The organism is Paludisphaera soli, from assembly GCF_011064595.1.
GTDB lineage: Bacteria > Planctomycetota > Planctomycetia > Isosphaerales > Isosphaeraceae > Paludisphaera > Paludisphaera soli.
Window position 1 is genome coordinate 227013 of record NZ_JAALJI010000007.1, and the last position, 19724, is coordinate 246736.

Annotated in this window: 14 protein-coding genes; 9 read left to right on the forward strand and 5 right to left on the reverse strand. The window is 70.4% G+C overall.

From position 1 onward, the window contains the following. Positions 1–22: 22 nt before the first annotated feature. Positions 23–2707 (reverse strand): glycosyl hydrolase, encoded by a 2685-nt coding sequence (locus G6O68_RS11920; protein ID WP_240911141.1) that lies wholly within the window; start codon positions 2705–2707, stop codon positions 23–25. Between the two features lie 342 nt (positions 2708–3049). Between G6O68_RS11920 and G6O68_RS11925 the strand changes: the two genes are divergently transcribed. Then, positions 3050–3913, forward strand: a complete 864-nt coding sequence (locus tag G6O68_RS11925) for a sugar phosphate isomerase/epimerase family protein (RefSeq protein ID WP_240911150.1) — start codon at positions 3050–3052, stop codon at positions 3911–3913. A gap of 121 nt (positions 3914–4034) precedes the next feature. Here the strand turns inward: G6O68_RS11925 and csrA are convergent, their stop codons facing one another. From csrA to G6O68_RS11940, 3 genes are all read right to left on the reverse strand, one after another. Next, positions 4035–4223 (reverse strand): carbon storage regulator CsrA, encoded by a 189-nt coding sequence (csrA, locus tag G6O68_RS11930; RefSeq protein ID WP_165248121.1) that lies wholly within the window; start codon positions 4221–4223, stop codon positions 4035–4037. 251 nt (positions 4224–4474) lie between these two features. Next, on the reverse strand, positions 4475–5185 hold the full coding sequence (locus tag G6O68_RS11935) for a metallophosphoesterase (protein WP_165247932.1): 711 nt from the start codon (positions 5183–5185) through the stop codon (positions 4475–4477). Continuing rightward, entirely contained in the window at positions 5182–5874 is a 693-nt protein-coding gene (locus G6O68_RS11940) for an MBL fold metallo-hydrolase (RefSeq protein ID WP_165247935.1), read from the reverse strand. Before G6O68_RS11940 ends, G6O68_RS11935 begins: the two co-directional genes overlap by 4 nt. Before the next feature lie 325 nt (positions 5875–6199). On the opposite strand from G6O68_RS11940, the gene G6O68_RS11945 reads away from it, so the two are divergent. From G6O68_RS11945 to G6O68_RS11970, 6 genes are all read left to right on the forward strand, one after another. Next, on the forward strand, positions 6200–7174 hold the full coding sequence (locus tag G6O68_RS11945; RefSeq protein ID WP_165247938.1) for a DUF1571 domain-containing protein: 975 nt from the start codon (positions 6200–6202) through the stop codon (positions 7172–7174). Between the two features lie 410 nt (positions 7175–7584). Beyond that, on the forward strand, positions 7585–8115 hold the full coding sequence (rimI, locus tag G6O68_RS11950) for a ribosomal protein S18-alanine N-acetyltransferase (protein ID WP_165247941.1): 531 nt from the start codon (positions 7585–7587) through the stop codon (positions 8113–8115). Between the two features lie 218 nt (positions 8116–8333). Continuing rightward, positions 8334–9371, forward strand: coding sequence for a hypothetical protein (locus G6O68_RS11955; RefSeq protein WP_165247944.1), 1038 nt, complete (start codon positions 8334–8336; stop codon positions 9369–9371). A 211-nt stretch (positions 9372–9582) separates the two neighbouring features. Continuing rightward, positions 9583–10884, forward strand: a complete 1302-nt coding sequence (locus G6O68_RS11960; protein WP_165247947.1) for an outer membrane protein assembly factor BamB family protein — start codon at positions 9583–9585, stop codon at positions 10882–10884. Positions 10885–11011: 127 nt separating this feature from the next. Next, entirely contained in the window at positions 11012–12649 is a 1638-nt protein-coding gene (purH, locus tag G6O68_RS11965) for a bifunctional phosphoribosylaminoimidazolecarboxamide formyltransferase/IMP cyclohydrolase (RefSeq protein WP_240911142.1), read from the forward strand. Between the two features lie 132 nt (positions 12650–12781). Beyond that, positions 12782–14077: an ATP-dependent 6-phosphofructokinase gene (locus G6O68_RS11970; protein WP_165247949.1), complete on the forward strand. Its 1296-nt coding sequence runs from the start codon at positions 12782–12784 to the stop codon at positions 14075–14077. Positions 14078–14119: 42 nt separating this feature from the next. On the opposite strand, the gene G6O68_RS32755 is transcribed toward G6O68_RS11970, so the two are convergent. After that, positions 14120–16885 carry a hypothetical protein gene (locus G6O68_RS32755; RefSeq protein ID WP_165247951.1) on the reverse strand — a complete coding sequence of 922 codons (2766 nt, stop codon included), beginning with the start codon at positions 16883–16885 and terminating at the stop codon, positions 14120–14122. A 260-nt stretch (positions 16886–17145) separates the two neighbouring features. On the opposite strand from G6O68_RS32755, the gene G6O68_RS32760 reads away from it, so the two are divergent. Then, on the forward strand, positions 17146–17676 hold the full coding sequence (locus G6O68_RS32760) for an FHA domain-containing protein (protein ID WP_240911143.1): 531 nt from the start codon (positions 17146–17148) through the stop codon (positions 17674–17676). 96 nt (positions 17677–17772) lie between these two features. Continuing rightward, the gene (locus tag G6O68_RS11985; RefSeq protein WP_165247954.1) at positions 17773–19704 is read left to right on the forward strand and encodes an exo-alpha-sialidase; all 1932 of its coding nucleotides are present in this window, start codon (positions 17773–17775) and stop codon (positions 19702–19704) included. Positions 19705–19724: the final 20 nt, after the last annotated feature.

Sequence of the window (19724 nt, forward strand, 5' to 3'; positions counted from 1 at the left end):
CGGGCAGGTTCGGTCGGGGCGATCAGCCCCAGGTCCACGAGCATTTGTGATCTCCGGCCGGCAAGGTCAGGGACCATCGGAGTCGGCCGATCCTGGAGTCGAATTCGGGCGGCGCGGATTCCGGGGTGGATTGCCAGGGCCCGAGTTCCGTCAGGCCCGGGCAGGTCACGGCCAGGTCGAGGGTGACGGGGACGGAGAGCTGGCCCTCGAACGTCAGGCGGTGTACGGCCCCCCCCAGGGGCCGTTCCAGGCGATAAGTGACGTCTCCGCAAGCGAACTTCCGCGAAACTCCCGTCTGCGGCCAAGGGCCCGCCAGGATCGGGCGCACCCGGAGGCGACGATCGACGGCGTCGTATTCGAGCCCCGCCAGGTCGAGCATCGTCTCGATCATCATGGCGTGGAGCCCCCAGGCGATCCCGCCGGGGGTCGTGGCGATTCGCACCGACTCCTGGCCCCGGCCGCCGGGTCGCAGGAGCAGCCCCAGGGGGCCCAGTCGCGCCAGCAGGGCGTCGATCATCGAGACCGCGCGAGTCCAGTGGCGTCCCTGGCCGGAGGCCCGGCCCAGCTCCAGCAGGTAGCGGATCATCCAGAAGGTGGCCAGGCTGGAGACCTCGGGGTGTTCGCCGACGTGCCCCGTCCGGGCGCGCGGCACCGGGGGATAGGCCATCCGAGCGAGGACGTTGGGGTCGCCGCTCAGCGGGGTGTTGGCCCGGAGGATCGTCTCGGCCGTCTTGAGCAGGTGCGGGTCCGTCGCGGAGAGGAGCTGGAAGGGGCGCGACAGCGCCAGGGCGTTGACGTCGACGGTCGAGGAGCGGTCGGCCACGAACGCCGGATCCTGCGTCCAGAGTCCCCGAAGCATCGAGATCCGCCTCCCGCTCAGGAAGCGGCCGGTCTCCGTGTCGATCAGGCCGGGGAGCCCCTCGCGCTCGGGGGCGACCTCCTTCATGATGCCCTCGTGCCAGATCCGGTCCGCGAGGCCGTCCCACTTTCGGGCCGACTGGACCTCATTCACGCGCAAGGCGAGCCGGGCCGCCGCGCGGAGGCCGGCGACCACCGCCGCGTTCGAGTAGAGGAATCGGCCGTAGAGCTGATCGCCCATGCTCGCCGAGTTGACGAGGTTCAGGTCCTCGTCGAAGAAAAGCCCGGGATGCCCGCCCGAGTCCCCCGCGCAGACCCTGGCCGCCTGCTCCACCATCGGCCAGACGCCGGCGACGAACTCGAGGTCGCCGGTCGACTGGTAGTAGCGTTCCAGGCTCCAGGGGATCATGGCGGTCTGGTCGATGGCCGGGGTCTCCCATTCGGGGATCCCGTCCATCGAATACTTCTGGAACCAGTAGAGGAACGGGCTGCTCTTGGCCCGGGTGCGGTCCAGCCATTCCAGGACGCCGCGGAGGATACCCGGATGGCCCAGTCGGGCCAGCGCGCCGCCGACCCAGAGCGCGTCCCGGGGCCAGCAGTAGGCGGAAAGGCCCCGATCCAGGCCGGCCGCCACGGCCCCGGTGTCCACGTCCGCATGAAGGCAGGCGGCCAGGGCCGAACGCCTCAGGCTCACCGCGTAGGCGGCGCGGGGGAGGTGGAGCGTCGGGATCGGCTCGACGTACTCGTCCCATTCCTGCGCGGTGCGCTGCTCGACGGCGTCCAGGTCGGTGGAGTGGAACCAGCTCAGGGCCGGGCGGAGCCAGTGGAGGAAAGTCCCCTGGTCGCCCCTCCAGCCGGTGAAGGCCCCGCTCACCAGCAGGTCGATCGTGACCGATTCGCCGGGGGGGAGGTCGATCCACCGGTAAAGGATCGCCTCGTTCGGCCCCGTGGGCTCGCAGTCGACGTCGCCCCGGGGGTCCAGTGCCAGCGCGAACTCGATGGTCGAATCCCGGGCCAGCTTGCGGTTCGAGTGGCCGTGGCCGCGGTTGATGGCGAGCAGCGTCCGGTCCTGGTCGTGCCAGCTCAGGCCCGTATCCCCCACGCCCCCGTTGATCTCGGCCTGGACGTACACGCCGAAGATCGCCTGCCGGGGCTCCGTCCCTTCGTTCTTGAGGCGGAACCGCTTGATGTACTGGCCGGCCGAGATCTCCATCCCCGCGTTCCGAGGCAGGCCGTCGCCCATCGCCACGAAGTCGGTGATGAGCACCCGGATGGGGCCGTTCCGCCAGGACAGGTCGGTCGTCAGGAGGTTGGTGGCGCCGGAATAGTTCTGGAAGGCGTCCCAGGCCGCCCGCTCCGTGAACCAGTCGAGCCGGCGGCCGACCGCGAGTCCGCCCACGATCGCGCGGAAGTGCGAACGGCTCTGGGGGAGGTCGCCTTCCTTCGGCCGGACGTTCGAGTGCAGGCCCACGGTCGGGTAATAGACGTCGTAGGTCGATCCCCTGGCGTCCACTCTCACCGCCATATGGCGATTTCCCACAAGACCTTCCGGGGCGGCCGAGAGCAGGTCGGCCGCCTCCGTCCGATCCGGCAGGTTGGGCCGGACGATCGAGTCCTGGTAGACGCTGTAGGCGGTCTCTTCGCCTTGTCGCTCGGCCACGGAGCGATAATGGAGCCGCACGCCCACGGCTTGGGGGGGGATCGGGGCGTGCCAGTAGCTGTTGCCTGCCTTGTTCTCGATCCAGAACGTGGGGATCCGGCCCAGGTTCACGTCGTCGGCGTAAAGCTCCAGCCAGACCCGTTGATCGTCCTCGACGGGATGGGTCCCGACGACCGCCGCGGACCACATTCCCGCGCGGATCGGACCCGCGTTGCGCCCCTTCGCCGCCGATTCGATCCACGTCGCCACCATGACTGGGTAGCCTCACCTCGCCAGTGGGCGCATCTCGCAGGCGTGATTAGGATAAGAGCGCGAACGGGAAGGGCGCGCTGCATCACGCCCCGCCTCGCGGCGTCCCGTCGGACTCGAAGATTCTCCGATTTTCCGGACCTCGCGCCAAGGGGATGCCGGGGCTGGAACGGATGGTTTGGACCGTCGAGGCCGACGGAACCATCGTGCTCGAATGAACCGAGAAGGAGGTCGACAATCGCCATGTACGCATGTTGGAACGCGAGGGCCGTCGGGCTCGCCATGACGGCGGAGGCGTCCATCGAGCTGGCCGCGGAGGCCGGTTTCGACGGGGTCGACCTCCTGGTCCGCGACGTGGTGGATTCGGGAGTCGACCCGAGGATGCTGCGGCGTCGCATGGAGGATCTCGGCCTTCGCGGGGGCGGTTGGACGCTGCCGATGAACTGGAAGAATGAGCCCGAGGCTTTCGAGGCCGACCTTGCGAGGCTCCCCCATTACGCCGAGGCGGCGGCCGTCCTCGGCCTGCTGCGGACGGGGACCTGGGTACGCTTCGAATCCGATCCGTGCGACCCCGAATCGCTCGCGGACACCGCGGCCCGCGAGCGCCTGGTGAGGGAGTCGACGGCCTGGCAGATGGACCGGCTCGATCGAATCGCGCGCATCCTGGAGGAGCACGGCAGCCGGATCGGGCTGGAAATCATCGGGTCGGCGTCGGAACGGACCGGCCGAGGGGTTCCGCTCATCTCCAGCTATGTCGCGCTGCTTCGCGCGTTCGAAGGACTGGCGCGAGCCCACGCCAACGTGGGGGTGCTGGCGGACGCCTACCATCTCTCTGCGTCAGGGGAGGAGGTCGGTGCGTCGCTCGGGTGGGGCGTGTCGGCTGTGACATGGGTGCACTTGGCCGACCCGGCGAACCCGGAGCGGACGTCGATGCGCGATCATGAGCGGCTGCTGCCCGGAGAGGGGAGCGCAGGCCTCTGTGGAACGCTGTTGCGAGCCCTGGCCGAGGGCGGCTACGACGGTCCGGTCACGGCAGAGCCGTTGACGCAGAGTCGTTCCTTCGCGACGGACGATCCGAGGGACAGGGCGTCGGCGACGCGTGGGTCCCTTCGTCGAGTCTGGCCGGATCGATGCCTCGCGGATTGATCGCGAGCCGGGGCGGGGGGGGTGAAGCCGGGGGATCCCCGGCTCGAACTCTCCTGCGTCTCGGGGGAGATGCCGAGGGCGAGGCGGCCGTCGCCAGGTCGGAGGCGGCCCGGATGAATCGTCAGACGCTGAGCTCTTCCACCTGGCGATTGGTCGTCCGCTGGGGGGCGATCTCTTCGCGATAGACGGGCACGTCCTGAGGAGCTTCAATCCCGATCCGGATCTGGTTGCGGTCGATCTTGACCACCGTCACCACGATGTTATCGCCGATGACGATCTTCTCTCCCAGCTTCCTGCTCAGAACCAGCATGGCACTCTCCCGGATGAAGGCGTCGAGGTCGTGTTGGGTGACCCTGTTGGGTCTTTCCATGCCCTCCCTTAAAAGCATTCGGCGTGCCGAACCCCGAAATCGGACTTTAAGAAATCCGCTAAGCTTCAGCGAAATCGGGACTTAGAAAAAAAATCAAGTGCCCCTCGACTGCGAAGCCGAGAGTCTTCGAACTGTCAACATCGCCACTCCTTACCGAGGCGGCTTGTAAAAACGGGAACCCGTGTATCCAGTTAGACGCCGGCCACGCGAATCGGTCGAAATCCGACGGCGTCGGCGGCGACGCACTGATAGCGGACGTTCCCGCGCAGGCCCTGGACGGCCCGCGACCATTGGCTCTGGATGTGGAGATGTCCGTAGAGGCACGCGGACACGCCGTGGCGCTCGAAGCTCTCGACCCAAGGGCCGGGGCGGTTGTAGGCGTCGAACGGCGGGAAATGCCAGAGCAGGATCAGCGGCTGCTCGGGCCCTTGACGGAGAGCCGAGGCGGTCTCGAGCGCCGTTTCGAGCCCGGCCAGGGTCCGCGCCACCGCCTTCTCGTCGACGGGGGCGTTCGGGTCGTCGACGCGGGGGACGGCCATCGAGCGGGCTCCGGCGACGAGCACGCCCGCGACGACCTCGGCGGTTCCTTCCACGGCCCGCAGCGAAGGCCGCAGCAAGGGGCGGATCTTCGCCAGGTCGTTCCACCAGGCGTCGTGATTGCCCGGGGCCAGGACCTTGCGGCCCGGCATGGATTCGAGCCATCGCAGGTCGGGCTGAAGCTCGCGGTGGTTCCTCGCCATCGAGACGTCGCCGGGGATCAGGACGAGGTCCTCGGGCCGGACGGCCGCGCGCCAGCCGGCCTCCAGCTTCGCCACGTGGTCGCCCCAGCGGGCCCCGAAACGGTCGCGCCGGTCCGGCCTAGCGAGGGACAGGTGGAGGTCCGAGACGGCCCAGACGCTCACGCTCCATCGTCCCGCGGGGCCGTCCTGGCCAGGTACTCGCGGACGTACGGATTCGTCCGACGCTCCGAGCCGATCGTGGTGACGCCGCCGTGGCCGGGGTAGACCCGGGCCTCGTCCGGGAGCGTCAGCAGCTTGGCCGTGATGCCCGACATGAGGACCTCGAAGTCCCGCTTCGGGTCGCCGCCGAAGTCGACGCGGCCGATCGAGCCGGCGAAGAGGACGTCCCCGCCGAGCACCGCCGCGGGCTCCTCGGCGTCCAGGATGTAGACCACGGAGCCGGGGCTGTGGCCGGGGATCTCGCGGACCAGGATGGAGAAGCCGGCGAGTTCGAGGCGATCGCCGTCGTCGACCAGGCGGTCGGCCGGGGGGCTCAGGACCGGCTCGCCGGACGGGGCGCTCAGGTTCTTGACCCGGTCGGTCAGCATGGGGGCGTCGCCCCGGCCGATGATCAGCGGCGCGTCCGGGTGCGCGGCCTTGAGCGCCGCGTTGCCCGCGATGTGGTCGACGTGGCCGTGCGTGTTGAGGATCGCGGCCAGCGACTTGCCGTCGTGCTCCAGCAGTTCCAGGATCGTGCGCGAGTCGAAGCCCGGGTCGACGACCAGGGCGTCGGTCCGGCCGGGGCGGCTCAGGACGTAGGCCATCTGGGCGTAAGGCGCCGATTCCACGACGTCGATGGTGAATTCCGCCATGACGGCCGTTCTCCCCTCTCTCGGACAAGCAGTTCCAACTTTGTTCGCGCGTTGCTCTTGAAGAGCGGTGTTCGGATCGCCGATGATTGAACCTTGAGAGGCCCCGACGACCGGTCAACCACCATATCGCGAATCTGGGGAAAAGGCGAGTCGCGGACTGGGCCTGCAATTTGCGTGATATAGTTCGACGAGGCGGTTTCGCGGCCCACGCCCGGACGGCGTTTGCACCGGCCGGCTAGCGACACCGCCCCCGCTGGTTGGCGCTGCGCCGACCGCGCTCGGGGAATTGGAATATCAAGGTCATCCAGCAGGGGGATGCGGAAACATGCGTCGACGACGATCCGGAGGGCTGACGGAAGCTGGTTCGCGGCGCGTCCTCGCCGGGTCGCTCGGCAAACGCACGGCGGCGGCGTCGCTGATCCTCGCGCTGGCGATGGCGGCCGACGCCCCCCGGGGAGACGTCCCGGCCGCGAAGGCCGGCGAGAAGCCGGCGGCTGCGCCGGACCGCATCGCGCTCACCGAGGCCGCGGCCGCTCCGATCGGCGGGGCCGACCCGGACCTGTCCGCGAAGTCCCCGATCAAGGAGGCGATCAGCCTCAAGCCCGAGAGCCCGAGCGGACGCGCGGTGAAGGAAATCCTCGGTTGCCAGGCCCGGTTCGCGAACGTCAAGGATTACACCTGCACGTTCTACAAGCGCGAGCGCATCGACGGTGAACTGTCGTCGATGAACGTCATGAGCATGAAGATGCGCAACGCACCGTATAGCATCTATTTCCGCTTCCATCAGCCCAACAAGGGCCGGGAGGCGATCTTCGTCGAGGGCCGCAACGACGGGCGGATCCTGGCCCACGACGTGGGCTTCACGAAGCTCCTGGCCGGAACCATGAGGCTGGATCCGCAGGGCGCCCGGGCGATGGAGAACTGCCGACACCCGATCACCAAGGCCGGGATCGGCCACCTCATCGACACGATCGCCGATCGCTGGCAGGCCGAACTGGACGACCAGGAGTCGGTCGTCCTCTTCGATCCCAAGATCCGCATCGGCTCGGCCCCCTGCCTGCTCATCGAGGCGATCCACCCGGAGAAGAAGCCCGGCTACTACTTCCACAAGGTCCGGCTCTTCATCCACTCCGAGCTGGGAATCCCCATTCGCTACGAAGCCTACGACTGGCCGGCCAAGCCGGGCGAGGCCCCCGAGCTGCTTGAGGAGTACGCCTACGACGGCGTGAAGCTCAACGTCGGCCTCGACGACGGCGACTTCGACGCCGCCAATCAGCTCTACTCCTTCGGCCGTTTCTGAGCCCACCCCCTCGCGAGCGACGAGTCCGGCTTTTTTAGTCGTGATCGGCCTCCCGCCGGGAAACCCGCGAACTCCGCCCGCGATCCTCATGCTCGCCGGGGGGGGCGGCCGATACTCGAAGACGGCGGTCGATCGGGACCGCGGGTTCGAGGCGCCGGACGATCCCCCGATCCGCCTGCCGAGGCTCGCTCAAGCGACCTTGGCAGGAGGGGGGCCGTCCGCTAGAATCCGCCCCGCTCCAAGGATGGCGAGCGGGTCGATCGCTGAATCATCTCTTCACGACATCGTTCAGGCGTCCGCCTTCTTGCACTTCTCCGAATCGCCGTCGTTGGTTTAATGTTGCGCAAGCCGCAGGCTGTTCCAGGGCCGGGACGGCCAAGGTCCTCGATCGATCCATGGAAGGAGGCTCGATGAGCACGATACCAACCACCCCATCGCAGACTCGGGTGCATGTGCGTTGGATGATCCGCCGCGACATGCCCGAGGTCTTGGGCATCGAGCACGCGAGCTTCGAATATCCCTGGTCCGAGGACGAGTTCCTGCGGGTGCTCCGCCAGCGCAACTGCATCGGCATGATCGCCGAGCAGGGCGAGCGGATCGTCGGGTTCATGATTTATGAGCTGCACCGCAACCGGATCCACGTCCTCGACTTCGCGACCCATCCCGACTTCCGCCGCCAAGGCGTCGGCAAGCAGATGATCGCCAAGCTGGTCAGCAAGCTCTCCAGCCAGCGCCGGAATCGGATCGCGCTCTTGCTCCGCGAGACGAACGTCACGGCCCAGTTGTTCTACAAGACGATGGGCTTCCGGGCCGTCGAGGTCATCCGCGAGCACTTCGCCGACACCGGCGAAGACGCTTACGGCATGCTCTATCACCTGGACGAGTCGATCCTCCTGCCCCCGGCCGCGGTGAATCGCATCGCCCGGCAGTACGGGGCCTGATCGAGCCCGCCCGGATCCGAACGAGACCGAACCATGTGAAGACGGCGGCGTCGGCCCGGGGTGGGCCGACGCCGCCGTCTTTCGCGCGCCGAAGGCTCCGGCGGGCCGAGGTGCCGCGTCGATTTGCCTCGGCGACTGGTTCGCAGGGCTCGTTCGGGGGATAATAGGGGAGTGTCGCGACGCCCCTTCCCCTCGACGAACCTCTCGGACGCCGGACCATGCAGAGCGACGCGACGGAAGCCCACTCGGCCACGATGATCACCAACGTCGGCGAGTGGTACGCTAACTCCTCCGCCTGGATCCTCCGTGGCGTGGCGGCCCTGGGCGCGATCCGCGCGGCCCAGTTGCTGGCCGCTTCCGGGCGGCTCGGCCCGATCGACGCCGCGACGGTCGCCGAGGCCGCCTACCAGGGGGTCGCGCATGCCGTCGCCGGCCTCCTCCTCGCGGCACCCGTCAGGGCGCTCGGGGTCTGGGTCGAGCGGGGCGTAGCCGGGGCGACGGCGGGCGAGCCTGCCTCGGGCCCGGCTCGGTCGACGGCCTCGCCGTCGCCCCTGCCGCCCGCCGACGAGACGCGCAGCCACGCCGCCGAGGCGGCGGCGAAGGTCGCCGAGGTCCGCCGCCTGATCCGCGAGGGCGAATGGGAGGCCGCCGACGAGCGGGCCCACGCCTTCGCCGCCGAGCAGACGGCCGACCCCCGGGGGCCCGCCTTGCTGGAGGAGTTGGAGAGGTCCCGACGCGACGCGGCCGATCGCTGGCGCGAACAGCTTCGGGCCGCCCGCGAGGTCAACGACGCGGCGCGGGTCCTCGAGCTGTACGAAGGAGCGCCGCCCGTGCTCGACGACCCCTCCCGCCGCGAACTCGACAGGGAGTTGGCCGGGTGGTTCCTGTCCTCCGTCCATCGTCGGCTCCGCTCGGGCCTCTTGCAGGTGGAGGTCGTCACGCTCGTGGAGCGGGTTTCATCGACCTTCGGCCACACCAAGGAGGGTGCGAGCCTGCGGGCCGCCCTGCCGACCCTCCGCCGCGGCGCCGGGCTCTGCGCGCGCTGCGGCAAGCCCTATGCGGGGCTGGCCGACGCCTGCCCCGCCTGCCTGGGCGCCCCGGAACCTCCGCCGCCTTTCATCCCCGAGCTGGAGCCGGTCGACGAGATCGAGACGCCCCCCGCCCGCGACGAGGAGTCGAGCTGGTTCCTCGACCCCGAGGACGAGCCGGAGGCCGGGGATCCGGGCCCCGATGCCAACGGTCGCCTCCGGCCCTGAGCCCGGGCGGTCGAATGCCGAGGGGAAATCTCCGAGAGGTCCGCGGCCGGATTGGACCCGGGCGGGGCGGAATAGTTAGAATCAACCGAGTATTCGAGATGCGCCGCGGGGAACCCCGTCCCGCCTCGGTTGACGGCGCCCGGATCGTCGGCTAGGCATGAGTACTGGATTCGATCGAGCGCAGTGAACCGGGCCCTGAAAGGAACCGACCATGTCCCGCCGATTCGCTCTACTCTGGGCGTTGCCGCTGTTGTGCTGGACGGGGCCGACGGCGCTCGCCCAATCCCCCTTGTCGAACAGTGTGGTCCCGTCGCGGACGGCTCTGTCGCGGCTCGGGCTGGAGCGGCAGTGGATCACGGTGGCCCCGGTGTCCGGCTCCGAACGCGTGCTGCGGATCAGCCGTGGCAAGGATCTCCTCTTCGTGCAGACGAGCGAGGCGATGCTCCACGTCTATGAGGCCGAGACCGGCCGGCCCCTCTGGTCGGCCCGGATCGGCGAGCCGACGCAGACCGCGCTCCCTGTCTCGCAGAATTCGTACGCGATCTTCGTCACCAGCGCGAACATCATGACCGCCCTCGACCGCGGCACCGGCAGGGTGATCTGGCAGACGAACCTGGCGGGCCTGCCGTCGAGCGGCACGACCGCCGACGACGAGCACGTCCTCGTCGGGCTCCGCAACGGGATGATCTACTGCTACGACCTGAAGGAGCCTCAGGATAAGGGGCCCGACAAGATCCTCCAGCAGCCGAAGCTGGCCTGGAGGATCGGCACGGCCGGCGAGGTTCGCACGCGTCCCCTCCTGGCCGACCGGATCGCCTGCTCCGGCAGCACCGACGGCAAGGTGTACGTCACCCTGACGCACGAGGCGACGACCCTGTATCGCGTCGTCACGGCCGGGCCGATCGGCCGCGAACTGGCCAGCCACGGCACGCGCACCCTGCTGATCCCCTCGGCCGACCAGAACCTCTACGCCGTCGACCTGCTGACTTCCAAGATCTCCTGGACGTTCGCGTCGGGCGCGCCCATCTCCCAGGGGCCCATCGTGGCCCAGGACGAGATCTTCGTGATCAACGAGGCGGGCGGGCTGAGCGTGATCGACCCCAAGACCGGATCCCCCCGCTGGACCACCTCGACGTCCCTGGGCCAGCTCCTGGGCGCCAGCCCGACCAAGGTCTACCTGCGATCGCAGGACTTCGACCTCCTGGTCGTCGCCCGCGACTCGGGCAAGCTCCTGCTCGACGCCGCCGCCACCTACAGCCGCGCCGGGCTGAACCTCCGCGAGTTCACGCTGAGCTTCCCGGAACGCTACGACGACCGGCTCTACCTGGCGACCCCCTCGGGCGTGATGGTGTGCCTCCGCGAGATCGGCCAGACCAGCCCGGCCCCCCTGCGCGACCCGAACGCCAAGCCGTTCGGCTTCGTCCCGCCCGAGGGGATCAAGGAACTCCCGAACCCGTTCGAGGAGGCCCCGGCCGAGCCGGTCGACGTGCCCGCGGAAGAGCCCCAGTTCTGAACTCCGAACGCCCCGGCCGCGAACGAGCCGGGGCCGGATCGAAACTCCAAGACGACGGGACGGGATGTCGGCCGGACGCCCGCCCGTCGTCTCGTCGCTTCCCATTCCCCCGTCCGGCGCCGAGAGCATGATGGCCAAACCTGAGACTCAGGAGGGGTGGGCGACGATCCGTCGCGCTCTCCTCAGCGTGTCCGACAAGCTGGGCCTCGTCGAGCTGGCGACCGCCCTCGCCGACGCGGGCGTGGAACTGATCGCGAGCGGGGGGACCCGCTTCGCGCTGGCCCAGGCGGGCCTGCCGGTCGTGGAGGTCGCCGAGTACACCGGCCAGCCCGAGATCCTCGACGGCCGGGTGAAGACCCTCCATCCCCGGATCCACGGCGGCATCCTCGCCCGCCGCGACGTCCCCGAGCACCTGGAGACGCTCGCCGAGGCCGGCATGGAGCCGATCGACCTCGTCGTGGTGAATCTCTACCCGTTCGAGGCGACGATCGCCGATCCCGATTGCAGTTACGAGCACGCGGTCGAGAACATCGACATCGGCGGCCCTTCGCTGATCCGGGGTGCGGCCAAGAACCACGACGGCGTGGCCGTGCTGACCGACCCCGGCCAGTACGCGACCTTCCTCTCCGAGTTCCGCGAGTCCGGCGGCACCCGCCTGGCGACCCGCAAGCGGCTGGCTCGCGAGGCCTTCGCCCACACCGGCACCTACGACCGCGCGATCGCCGCCTATCTGGAGAAGCAGCAGGGTGCCGCCGCCGAGGCCGTCTCGGCCGCCCCCGCCTCGCCCGAGCCCCCGCCGTCGCTCAACCTGCACTTCCCGCTCAAGCAGACGCTCCGCTACGGCGAGAACCCGCACCAGAAGGCCGCGCTCTACGTCGACCCCGACGCGGTCGGCCCCAACCTGGCGACGGCCGCGATCCTCCACGGCAAGGAGCTGTCATACAACAACCTGCTCGACCTCGACAGCGCCCTGCGCCTGGTCAGGCTGTTCGACGGCCCGGCCGCCTGCATCCTCAAGCACAACAACCCGTGCGGCGCGGCGATCGCCGACGACCCGGCGACGGCCTTCGAGGCGGCCTACGAGGGCGACCCCGTCAGCGCCTTCGGCGGCATCGTCGGTCTGAATCGACCTGTCGACCGCGCCACGGCCGAGCTGATGTGCAAGCCCGGCCGGTTCCTGGAGGCGATCCTCGCCCCCGGCTTCGAGCCCGACGCTTACGAACTTCTGACGACGAAGCCGACCTGGCGGAACAGCGTCCGGCTCGTCGAGCTGGGGGCCCCGATCGGCCCGAAGACGCCGCAGCCCTCGGGCTGGGACCTGCGCCGGATCGAGGGGGGACTGCTGGCCCAGAGTTGGGACGAGCAGCAGCCCGACCCGACGGCCGGCGAGGTGAAGACCAAGCGGAAGCCCACCGCCGAAGAGCTTCGCGACCTGGACTTCGCCTGGAAGATCTGCGCGATGGTCAAGTCGAATGCGATCGTGGTGGCGAAGGGGGGACGGCTGCTCGGCGTGGGCGCGGGCCAGATGAGCCGCCTGGACTCGGTCCGGATCGCGGTGGAGAAGGGGGGCGAAGCGGTCCGGGGCGGCGTGCTGGCGTCGGACGCCTTCTTCCCGTTCCGCGACGGCCCGGACGTCGCCGCGGCGGCGGGGATCGCGGCCGTCATCCAGCCCGGCGGCTCGAAGCGCGACGCCGAGACGGTCGAGGCCTGCGACGAGCACGGCATGACGATGATCTTCACCGGACGTCGCCACTTCCGCCACTGACCCGTCGGACCTTCGGAGGACGGCCGGGGCTTGCCCCCGGACGGGGCGCTCCCTTAGAACCAGAAGGGGCGGAGGCTCCCGGGCGTCCCGGCCGTCCTCCGCCCCCTTCTTCATGCGCCCGTAGGGAGTATCATGCTGACGCTGCAGCCCCAGGACCTGGAAATCACGTCGCTCGGCCCCTGCACGTTCACCTCGCCCCTGATCCGCCTCCGGGACGACGGATTCCTCGACGACTCGTGCCGCATCCGGCTCGAACACCGGGTCGGGCCCCGATACGAACACCTCGACGCTTTCACGCTGGAGGAGGCCGGCCCGCGACGCGAGATCTTCTTCGATCCCGCGAAGACCTGCGCCGCCTTGGTGACGTGCGGCGGGCTCTCCCCCGGGCTGAACAACGTCATCCGCTCGGTCTACTCCGAGCTGTCGTACAACTACGAGGTCCCGCGCGTGCTGGGGATCCGCGACGGCTACATGGGCCTGAACCCCAAGGTCGGCCGGCCGATCGTCGAGATGTCGCCCGCGTTCGTGGACCACATCCACGAGCTGGGGGGGACCGTCCTGGGCTCCTCGCGAGGGCCCGAGGAACCGTCCGTCATCGTCGACACGATGGTCCGGGAAGGGATCGACATCCTCTTCTGCGTCGGCGGCGACGGCACCCAGCGCGGCGCCATGGCGATCGCCGAGGAGTCGCGGCGACGCGGCCTGAAGAAGGCGATCGTCGGCATCCCCAAAACGATCGACAACGACATTGAGTTCGTCTACACCTCGTTCGGCTACTACACCGCCCTGGAGAAGGCGCAGGAGGTCCTCCGGGGGGCCCACGTCGAGGCTCGGTGCGCGCCCAACGGCATCGGCCTGGTCAAGCTGATGGGCCGGCACGCCGGCTACATCGCCGCCGGCGCGGCGCTCGCCAGCCAGGATGCGAACTTCGTCCTCATCCCCGAGGTCCCCTTCAAGCTGGAGGGCGAGAACGGCTTCCTCGCCTGCCTGGAGCGGCGGATCCTCGAAAAGAACCACGCCCTGGTCGTCGTCGCCGAGGGGGCCGGTCAGGATCTGCTCCGGTCGGATCAGGTCGCCCGGGACGCGTCCGGCAACCTCCGGCTCCAGGACATCGGCCTGTTCCTCCGCGACAAGATCCTCGAATACTTCCGGTCGCGGTCGATCGAGGTCAACCTGAAGTATCTGGACCCTAGCTACTTCATCCGATCGGTGCCGGCGAACCCTTCGGACCGCATCCTGAGCGACCAGATGGCGCGGATGGCCGTCCACGCGGCGATGGCGGGCAAGACCGACCTGCTGATGGGCTACATCCACAACGAGCTGGTGCACGTCCCGATCGCGACCGCCGTGGCCAGGAAGAAGCAACTGGACGTCATGGGCGACCTCTGGACCGCCGTGATGCGTGCCACCGGCCAGCCCGCATGGTGAACCGAGCCTCGCCGCCTGCCAACGCTCCGAACCGGGGGCGGCTCAGCGCATCGAGCCGCCGCTGAAGCCGCCCCCACCGGAGCCGCCGCCCATTCCGCCACCTCCCCCCATGCCGCCGCCGAAGCCGCCGCCTCCCCCCATGCCGCCGCTCATCCCGCCCCCGCCACCTCCGAAGCCCCCAGCACCGCCGCCCATCCCGCCCCCGCCTCCGAAGCCCCCGTTCATCCCCCCGCCGCGCATTCCACCCCCGAAACCGCCGCCTCCGAGCGAGCCTCCCCCGAAGCCGCCGGCGGGCATGCCACCGCCGCCGGGGGCCGCGCCGCCGAAAGCCCCTCCTCGCATGCCGCCGAATCCGCCCACCCCCATGCCGCCGTTGTTGAAGGTGCCCGCCCCGAAGCCGGCGGCTGGCATCGGACCGGCCGACGCCCGCGGCACCCCGTCGAACCCCGAGCCGAGGGACCCTCTCATGTTCCCTCCCGCGAAACCGCCGCGCATCCCGCCGCCGAAATTCGGGGCGGTGCCGCCGGCGCCGGTGGTCGGAGGGGCTCCGAAGGCGGTCCCGCCGGGGCCTCGCATCTCGCCCCCCTGGAAGCCGGCCGGCCCGCCGGCGTTGACGGCCCCCGCGCCGACCCCCGGGAGCAGCCCCGGGTTGTTCGCGACGCCCGCCGACCGCATCGCGCCCGCCTGGAAGCCGGCAGGCCGATCCACGTTGCTCGGGCCTCCCAGGATTGGGGCGGCGGACGGAGCGGCGTGGAGCTGAGGCGCGAAGCCCGGCGATCCCAGATTGCGGAGGGCCGGGGCTCCCGCGAGCCCTCCGGGACGGTCCCGCATCCCACCGGCTGATCGGGCGTCGTTCCGGGCCCCGGGATTCAGCAGCGGTTCCAGAGCGGTGGGTGCGGGGGAGCCGCCTCCGCGCATCCTGGGCGAAAATCCTCCCGCGTCGGCCGTCGAGCCCGGCCCGGCCGCGTTCGCTCGCACGGCCTCCTGACGCATCCGGCCGAGGGCCGGGACTTCGACGCCGCCCGCGACGTTGTTGGTGAACGCGGGCCGGGCGGCCTCGCGGCGGGATGCCGCGATTGGGGAAACCCCATTGTAGGCGTGGTTCCAACTCGCCGGCCGCTCGACGGCGGGCCCGATCCGGATCGCCCCCGCCAGGGCCGACTCGCCGCGCTCGCCCGGCTGACGGAGCGCGGCGAAGGGCCTCGTCGAGGGGGGAGGCTGGACGCCCTGGCCCCGCATCGCGCCGGGGCCGCGTAAGGGCTGATCCACGGGGCCCTGGCGCATCACGCTGCGAAACGGCGGCCGAGCCGCGTCGCCGCCTTCGGAGCGAACGATCCCGCCGCCCGGGCGTCGATCGACGAGCAGCGGCGGCTCGGCCTCGCGCCGGCCGCTGTTCGGGAACGGATACTGGGCCGCCCAGATCGGCGGGCTGCCCCCCCAAACGCCGCCCGGGAAGCCCACGCCCCCCCAGTTCCATCCCGGCCCGCCGAAGCCGAACCCGTTGAAGCCCCAGCCGAACCCCCCCCAGCCCGAGGTCCAGTTCGGGAACCCCAGGCCGAAGCCGAACGCCGGCCAGGCGAGGATCGCCGGGCCGCTCCAGCCGAAGGTCCCCCAGTTGAACCCCGGCCAGGTCCCCAGGGCCATCCCGCTCCAGCCGACGTACCCCACGTTTCCGCCCATCCCCCAGCCCGGATACCCCCATCCCCAGCCGCCGCCGACCAGGCCCAGGTTGCCGAAGATCGGATATCCCGCCATCAGCGGCAGCAGGGAATTGCCGAAGCCGAAATACGGGAACCCGAGCCCGTAGGCCAGCGCCCCCCCCGGCATCGCCACCGGGCCGGCGGTGCGATACACCAGCGGTGACGTGTAGTAGGGATAGCCGTAGCCGCCGTAGGCCGGGTAATCGAGATAGCCGTAGTACGGCGCAAGCGTCCCGTACCCGGCGAAAGCGTGGAAGCGGCCGGCGTCGTCGTAGGCGACGCCCGGGTAGCCGTCGTAGCAGGAGGAAGCCCGCCCGAAGGCCCCGTAAAGCTGGCCGTAGAGTTCCGGGGAGACCTGAGCATAGGGCCGATACGTCGGCGATCGGCCGTCGGGGACGTCACCGGCGAGGGCCGCCGGCGCGAACAGGGTCCCACGCTCTTCGAGCGGGCGATCCCAGTATCCCTCCTGGAATATCCAGCCCTCGGGCTGTCGCGTCCAGCTCGCGGGGACCCACGACCAGCCGGCCTTCGCGTCGGCCCAGAATCCCTTTCGCCAGGCGAGATCGTCGCCGTCAGGGACGAACTGGCCGGGCACGTAGAAGCAGTTCGGCTTGGGGGGCGAGCCGGGATCGTCGACCGGACGTTCCGAGGGGGGGCCTTCCTTGCGGGAGACGAGCCGATCCGTCGAGCGATCGCTCCAGAAGCCCGGGGTGCGGCGCCAGCCGTCCTCGCCGCGCCGCCAGAGGCCGTTGACCCAGAACCGGCCCGGCGGGGGGATTCTCCAGGTGCCCGTGACCCAGACGTAAGCGTCGCGGCCGGCGTCCCACTCCCAGTAGCCCTCGATCCAGCGGGCCTCGGCGGTCGAGGCCTCGACGGCCGGCCGTTCGACGACCGGCGGCGGCGGCGACTTCGCGACCGGCCGGGGCTCGACGTCCCGTCGTGGCGACAGGAAGGCCTCGTGCAACGGCCCGTCGGTCAGCGCCGACAGGTCGTTCGACGGCCCCGGACGACCCGCCGGCTCCTCGGCCCGGCCCGAGGCGAGACCCAGGGCCGCCGGGAGCGCCGCGAGGAACGCGTAACGTCGGATTTCCGCCCAGGTGCGGCTCATGGCGAGGTTCCTCCGAGGTGTCTCGGGCGCGAGTCGCGGGCGAGGCCCCCGGCCGTCGCCGCTTCCCGCCCTCATTATACGTTCGTCAACGCCCTGGATGGGACGACGACCCGGGAATCGGGCGATCCTCGATCGGGCCCGGACCGGACCCGTTCTAATCCGGGGCGGCTTTTACCCTTGTTGCCGTCCGGACTTCGTTCTACCATTCCTCAGGGTTCCCAAGAGACCATTCGTCGAAGCGGCTGAGTCCCGGGGGGTTCATGAAAGCCGAGCTGATCCCCGACAACGGCGACCCGCCGATCGCGATCACCCGCGACGTGACGATCGTGGGCCGGCGGGACTTCGCCGACGTGGTCATCGACCACCCCAGTCTGTCCAAGCGCCACGCGGTCCTCGTCAAGACGGACGGCCTTCTGGTCATCCGGGACCTGATCACCACGAACGGCACGAAGGTGAAAGGCCAGCGGATCCGCTGGGCCGCGCTCCTGCCGGGCGACCGGATCGCCCTCGGCGGCTACAAGCTGCGCGTCTATCTGGGCCCCGACGACGCCATGTCTCCGTCGGAACTTTATCTCAAGCGGGCCGGCAAGGCCGCCGAGTTGCGCGGGGCCGGCGAGGCCCTCCACAAGGTCGACCCGATCCAGGCCCGTCGCTTCGGCTCGTTCGCGGCCCCCTCGGTCGAGCAGATGCCCAGCAGCTCGTTCGACGAGGTCCCGTACACCGGCCGCGCGAACTCCCTAGACGGGGCCGATCTCATCGACGAGGACGACTCGATCATCGAGCTGGACTGATCCGCCCCGCCGGAGCGGCGCGACGGCCCGGGGATCCTGCTATCATCGGCGGACCCTGACCACACCGCTCGCAACCGCCTGGGGAAGCGACACGCCATGGCTCGAAGAAGTCCCGCCCGGGCCGCGACGGCCCTGCTGCTCCTACTGACCCTCCGTCCGCCCCTCGCCGAGGTTTCGGCCGACCCGCTCGTCCTGGACGACGCCGACCGCGACCGCTGCCTGACGATCCTCCGGGAAGGCCTGGCCTCGGACGACTTCTGGCCGTCGATGCACGCCGCCGAGGCGCTCTCGGGCGAGGGGTTCGGAGTCGAGGTCCGCGAGGCTCTCGCGCCCAGGCTCCCCGCCGAGACCGACGGCCGTCGCCGATGCGGGCTCGCCCGCGAGCTGGTCCGCGCCGGCGACCTGGCCCGGACGAGGGCCTTGCTCGAAGTCCTGGCCTCGCCCGAAGCCGACGCCCACTCCCACGCCGCCGAGAGCCTGTACAAGGTCGGCGAGATCGGCGACGGCCTCCTCCTTCGCCGGGCCCTGGAAACACCCGAGCCGAGCCTGAAGTCCCTGATGGCGGCCGCGGCGCTGGCGCGTTGGGGGAATCCGAAGGCCTACGAACATCTGCGGGCCGCCGTCGGCCGCGAGGACGAGTCGCTCGCCCGGACGGCCGCCTGGATCCTCGGCCGGGTCGGCGATCCCCGCGACCTGCCGGCGCTCCGGGCCGGTCGCGACCGCTTCGCCACCCCGCTGACGCGCGCCTACTTCGAGCATGCGCTGGCCGCGCTCGGCGACGCCGAGGGTCGTGCGGCCCTGGTCGCGAACCTGGGCCACGAAGACGCTCAGGTCCGGGTCTACGCCGCCGAGTTCGCGGCCGAGGCCCGGGCGGTCGAGGCGAAGGGCTCGCTCCAGAGGCTGCTGGACGATCCGACGCTCGACGTCCGCATCCGCGCCTCGCAGGCGTTGCTGGCGCTGGCGAAGCCGGCCCCGGCGGACGCCGCCGCCTCGTTCGCCGTCGACGTGTTCCCGGCCGATGCGGCGCATCCCCGGTACAGCGAGGGGGGGATCGTCGCCCTCCGTGACGGCCGGCTGCTCTACGCGACGACCGAGTTCGACGGCAGCACGTCCGACTTCGCGAAGGCCCGGATCGTGGCGGTCGAGTCGGCCGACGAGGGCCGGACCTGGGGATCAAAGCGCGTCCTCCAGGAGAACGTCGGCCGGACGAACGTCATGTCGGCCACGCTCCGTCGCCTCGTCACGGGCTCGGTGTACGACGGCCCGATCGGCTTCCTCTACTTGCAGAAGAACTCGTTCACGGACCTCCACGCCGACCTGCGCCTGTCCGACGACGAGGGGACGACCTTCGGCGAGCCCGTCCGGACGACGACGATCCCCGGCTACCACGTCGTGAACAACGATCGCCTGACCGTCCTCTCGACGGGCCGGCTGGTCGTGCCGGCGGCGTCGACGCCCAACGTCGACAAGGGGGGGCATTTCACCTGCGCGTGCTTCCTCTCGGACGACGGCGGCAAGACCTGGCGGCGGGGCCGGTCGACGGTCGACTACCCGAAGCGAGGCGCGATGGAGCCCGAGGTGCTGGAGCTGGACGACGGCCGGCTCCTGATGCACTTTCGCACCCAGCTCGGCCACATCGCCGTGAGCGAGTCGGCCGACGGCGGCGAGACCTGGGGCGAGGCGAGGTCGTGGGGCGTGCCGGCCCCCGAGGCGCCCTCGACGCTCCGACGGATCCCCTCGACGGGAGACCTCCTGCTGGTCTGGAACGACTCGGTCCGCGATGGGCAGGACCACGGCGGCCGTCGCACGCCGCTGACCGCCGCCGTCTCGGCCGACGAGGGGAAGACCTGGTCGCGGCCCATCCCGATCGAGGGGTCGGATCGAGACACCTACGCCTACGCGAGCCTCGCCTTTCACCGGGGGCGGGCGCTCCTGACGTATTACGTCGGGCCCGACTCCTGGGAGCGGCTGTCGTCGCGGTTCCGCTCGATCCCGATCGGCCGGTTCTACGAGGCGTCGGGACGTTGAGCGGGGGCGGGGCGGGGGGA

Excerpts from the sequence above, each read along its gene's own strand:
- G6O68_RS11955 (WP_165247944.1), top strand. The coding sequence starts at position 8,334 with ATGCAGAGCGACGCGACGGAAGCCCACTCGGCCACGATGATCACCAAC.
- csrA (WP_165248121.1), bottom strand. The coding sequence starts at position 4,223 with ATGCTGGTTCTGAGCAGGAAGCTGGGAGAGAAGATCGTCATCGGCGAT.
- rimI (WP_165247941.1), top strand. The coding sequence starts at position 7,585 with ATGAGCACGATACCAACCACCCCATCGCAGACTCGGGTGCATGTGCGT.
- G6O68_RS11985 (WP_165247954.1), top strand. The coding sequence starts at position 17,773 with ATGGCTCGAAGAAGTCCCGCCCGGGCCGCGACGGCCCTGCTGCTCCTA.
- G6O68_RS11945 (WP_165247938.1), top strand. The coding sequence starts at position 6,200 with ATGCGTCGACGACGATCCGGAGGGCTGACGGAAGCTGGTTCGCGGCGC.
- G6O68_RS11960 (WP_165247947.1), top strand. The coding sequence starts at position 9,583 with ATGTCCCGCCGATTCGCTCTACTCTGGGCGTTGCCGCTGTTGTGCTGG.
- purH (WP_240911142.1), top strand. The coding sequence starts at position 11,012 with ATGATGGCCAAACCTGAGACTCAGGAGGGGTGGGCGACGATCCGTCGC.
- G6O68_RS32755 (WP_165247951.1), bottom strand. The coding sequence starts at position 16,885 with ATGAGCCGCACCTGGGCGGAAATCCGACGTTACGCGTTCCTCGCGGCG.
- G6O68_RS11940 (WP_165247935.1), bottom strand. The coding sequence starts at position 5,874 with ATGGCGGAATTCACCATCGACGTCGTGGAATCGGCGCCTTACGCCCAG.
- G6O68_RS32760 (WP_240911143.1), top strand. The coding sequence starts at position 17,146 with ATGAAAGCCGAGCTGATCCCCGACAACGGCGACCCGCCGATCGCGATC.
- G6O68_RS11920 (WP_240911141.1), bottom strand. The coding sequence starts at position 2,707 with ATGTGGTCCGCGGCGGTCGTCGGGACCCATCCCGTCGAGGACGATCAA.
- G6O68_RS11925 (WP_240911150.1), top strand. The coding sequence starts at position 3,050 with ATGACGGCGGAGGCGTCCATCGAGCTGGCCGCGGAGGCCGGTTTCGAC.
- G6O68_RS11970 (WP_165247949.1), top strand. The coding sequence starts at position 12,782 with ATGCTGACGCTGCAGCCCCAGGACCTGGAAATCACGTCGCTCGGCCCC.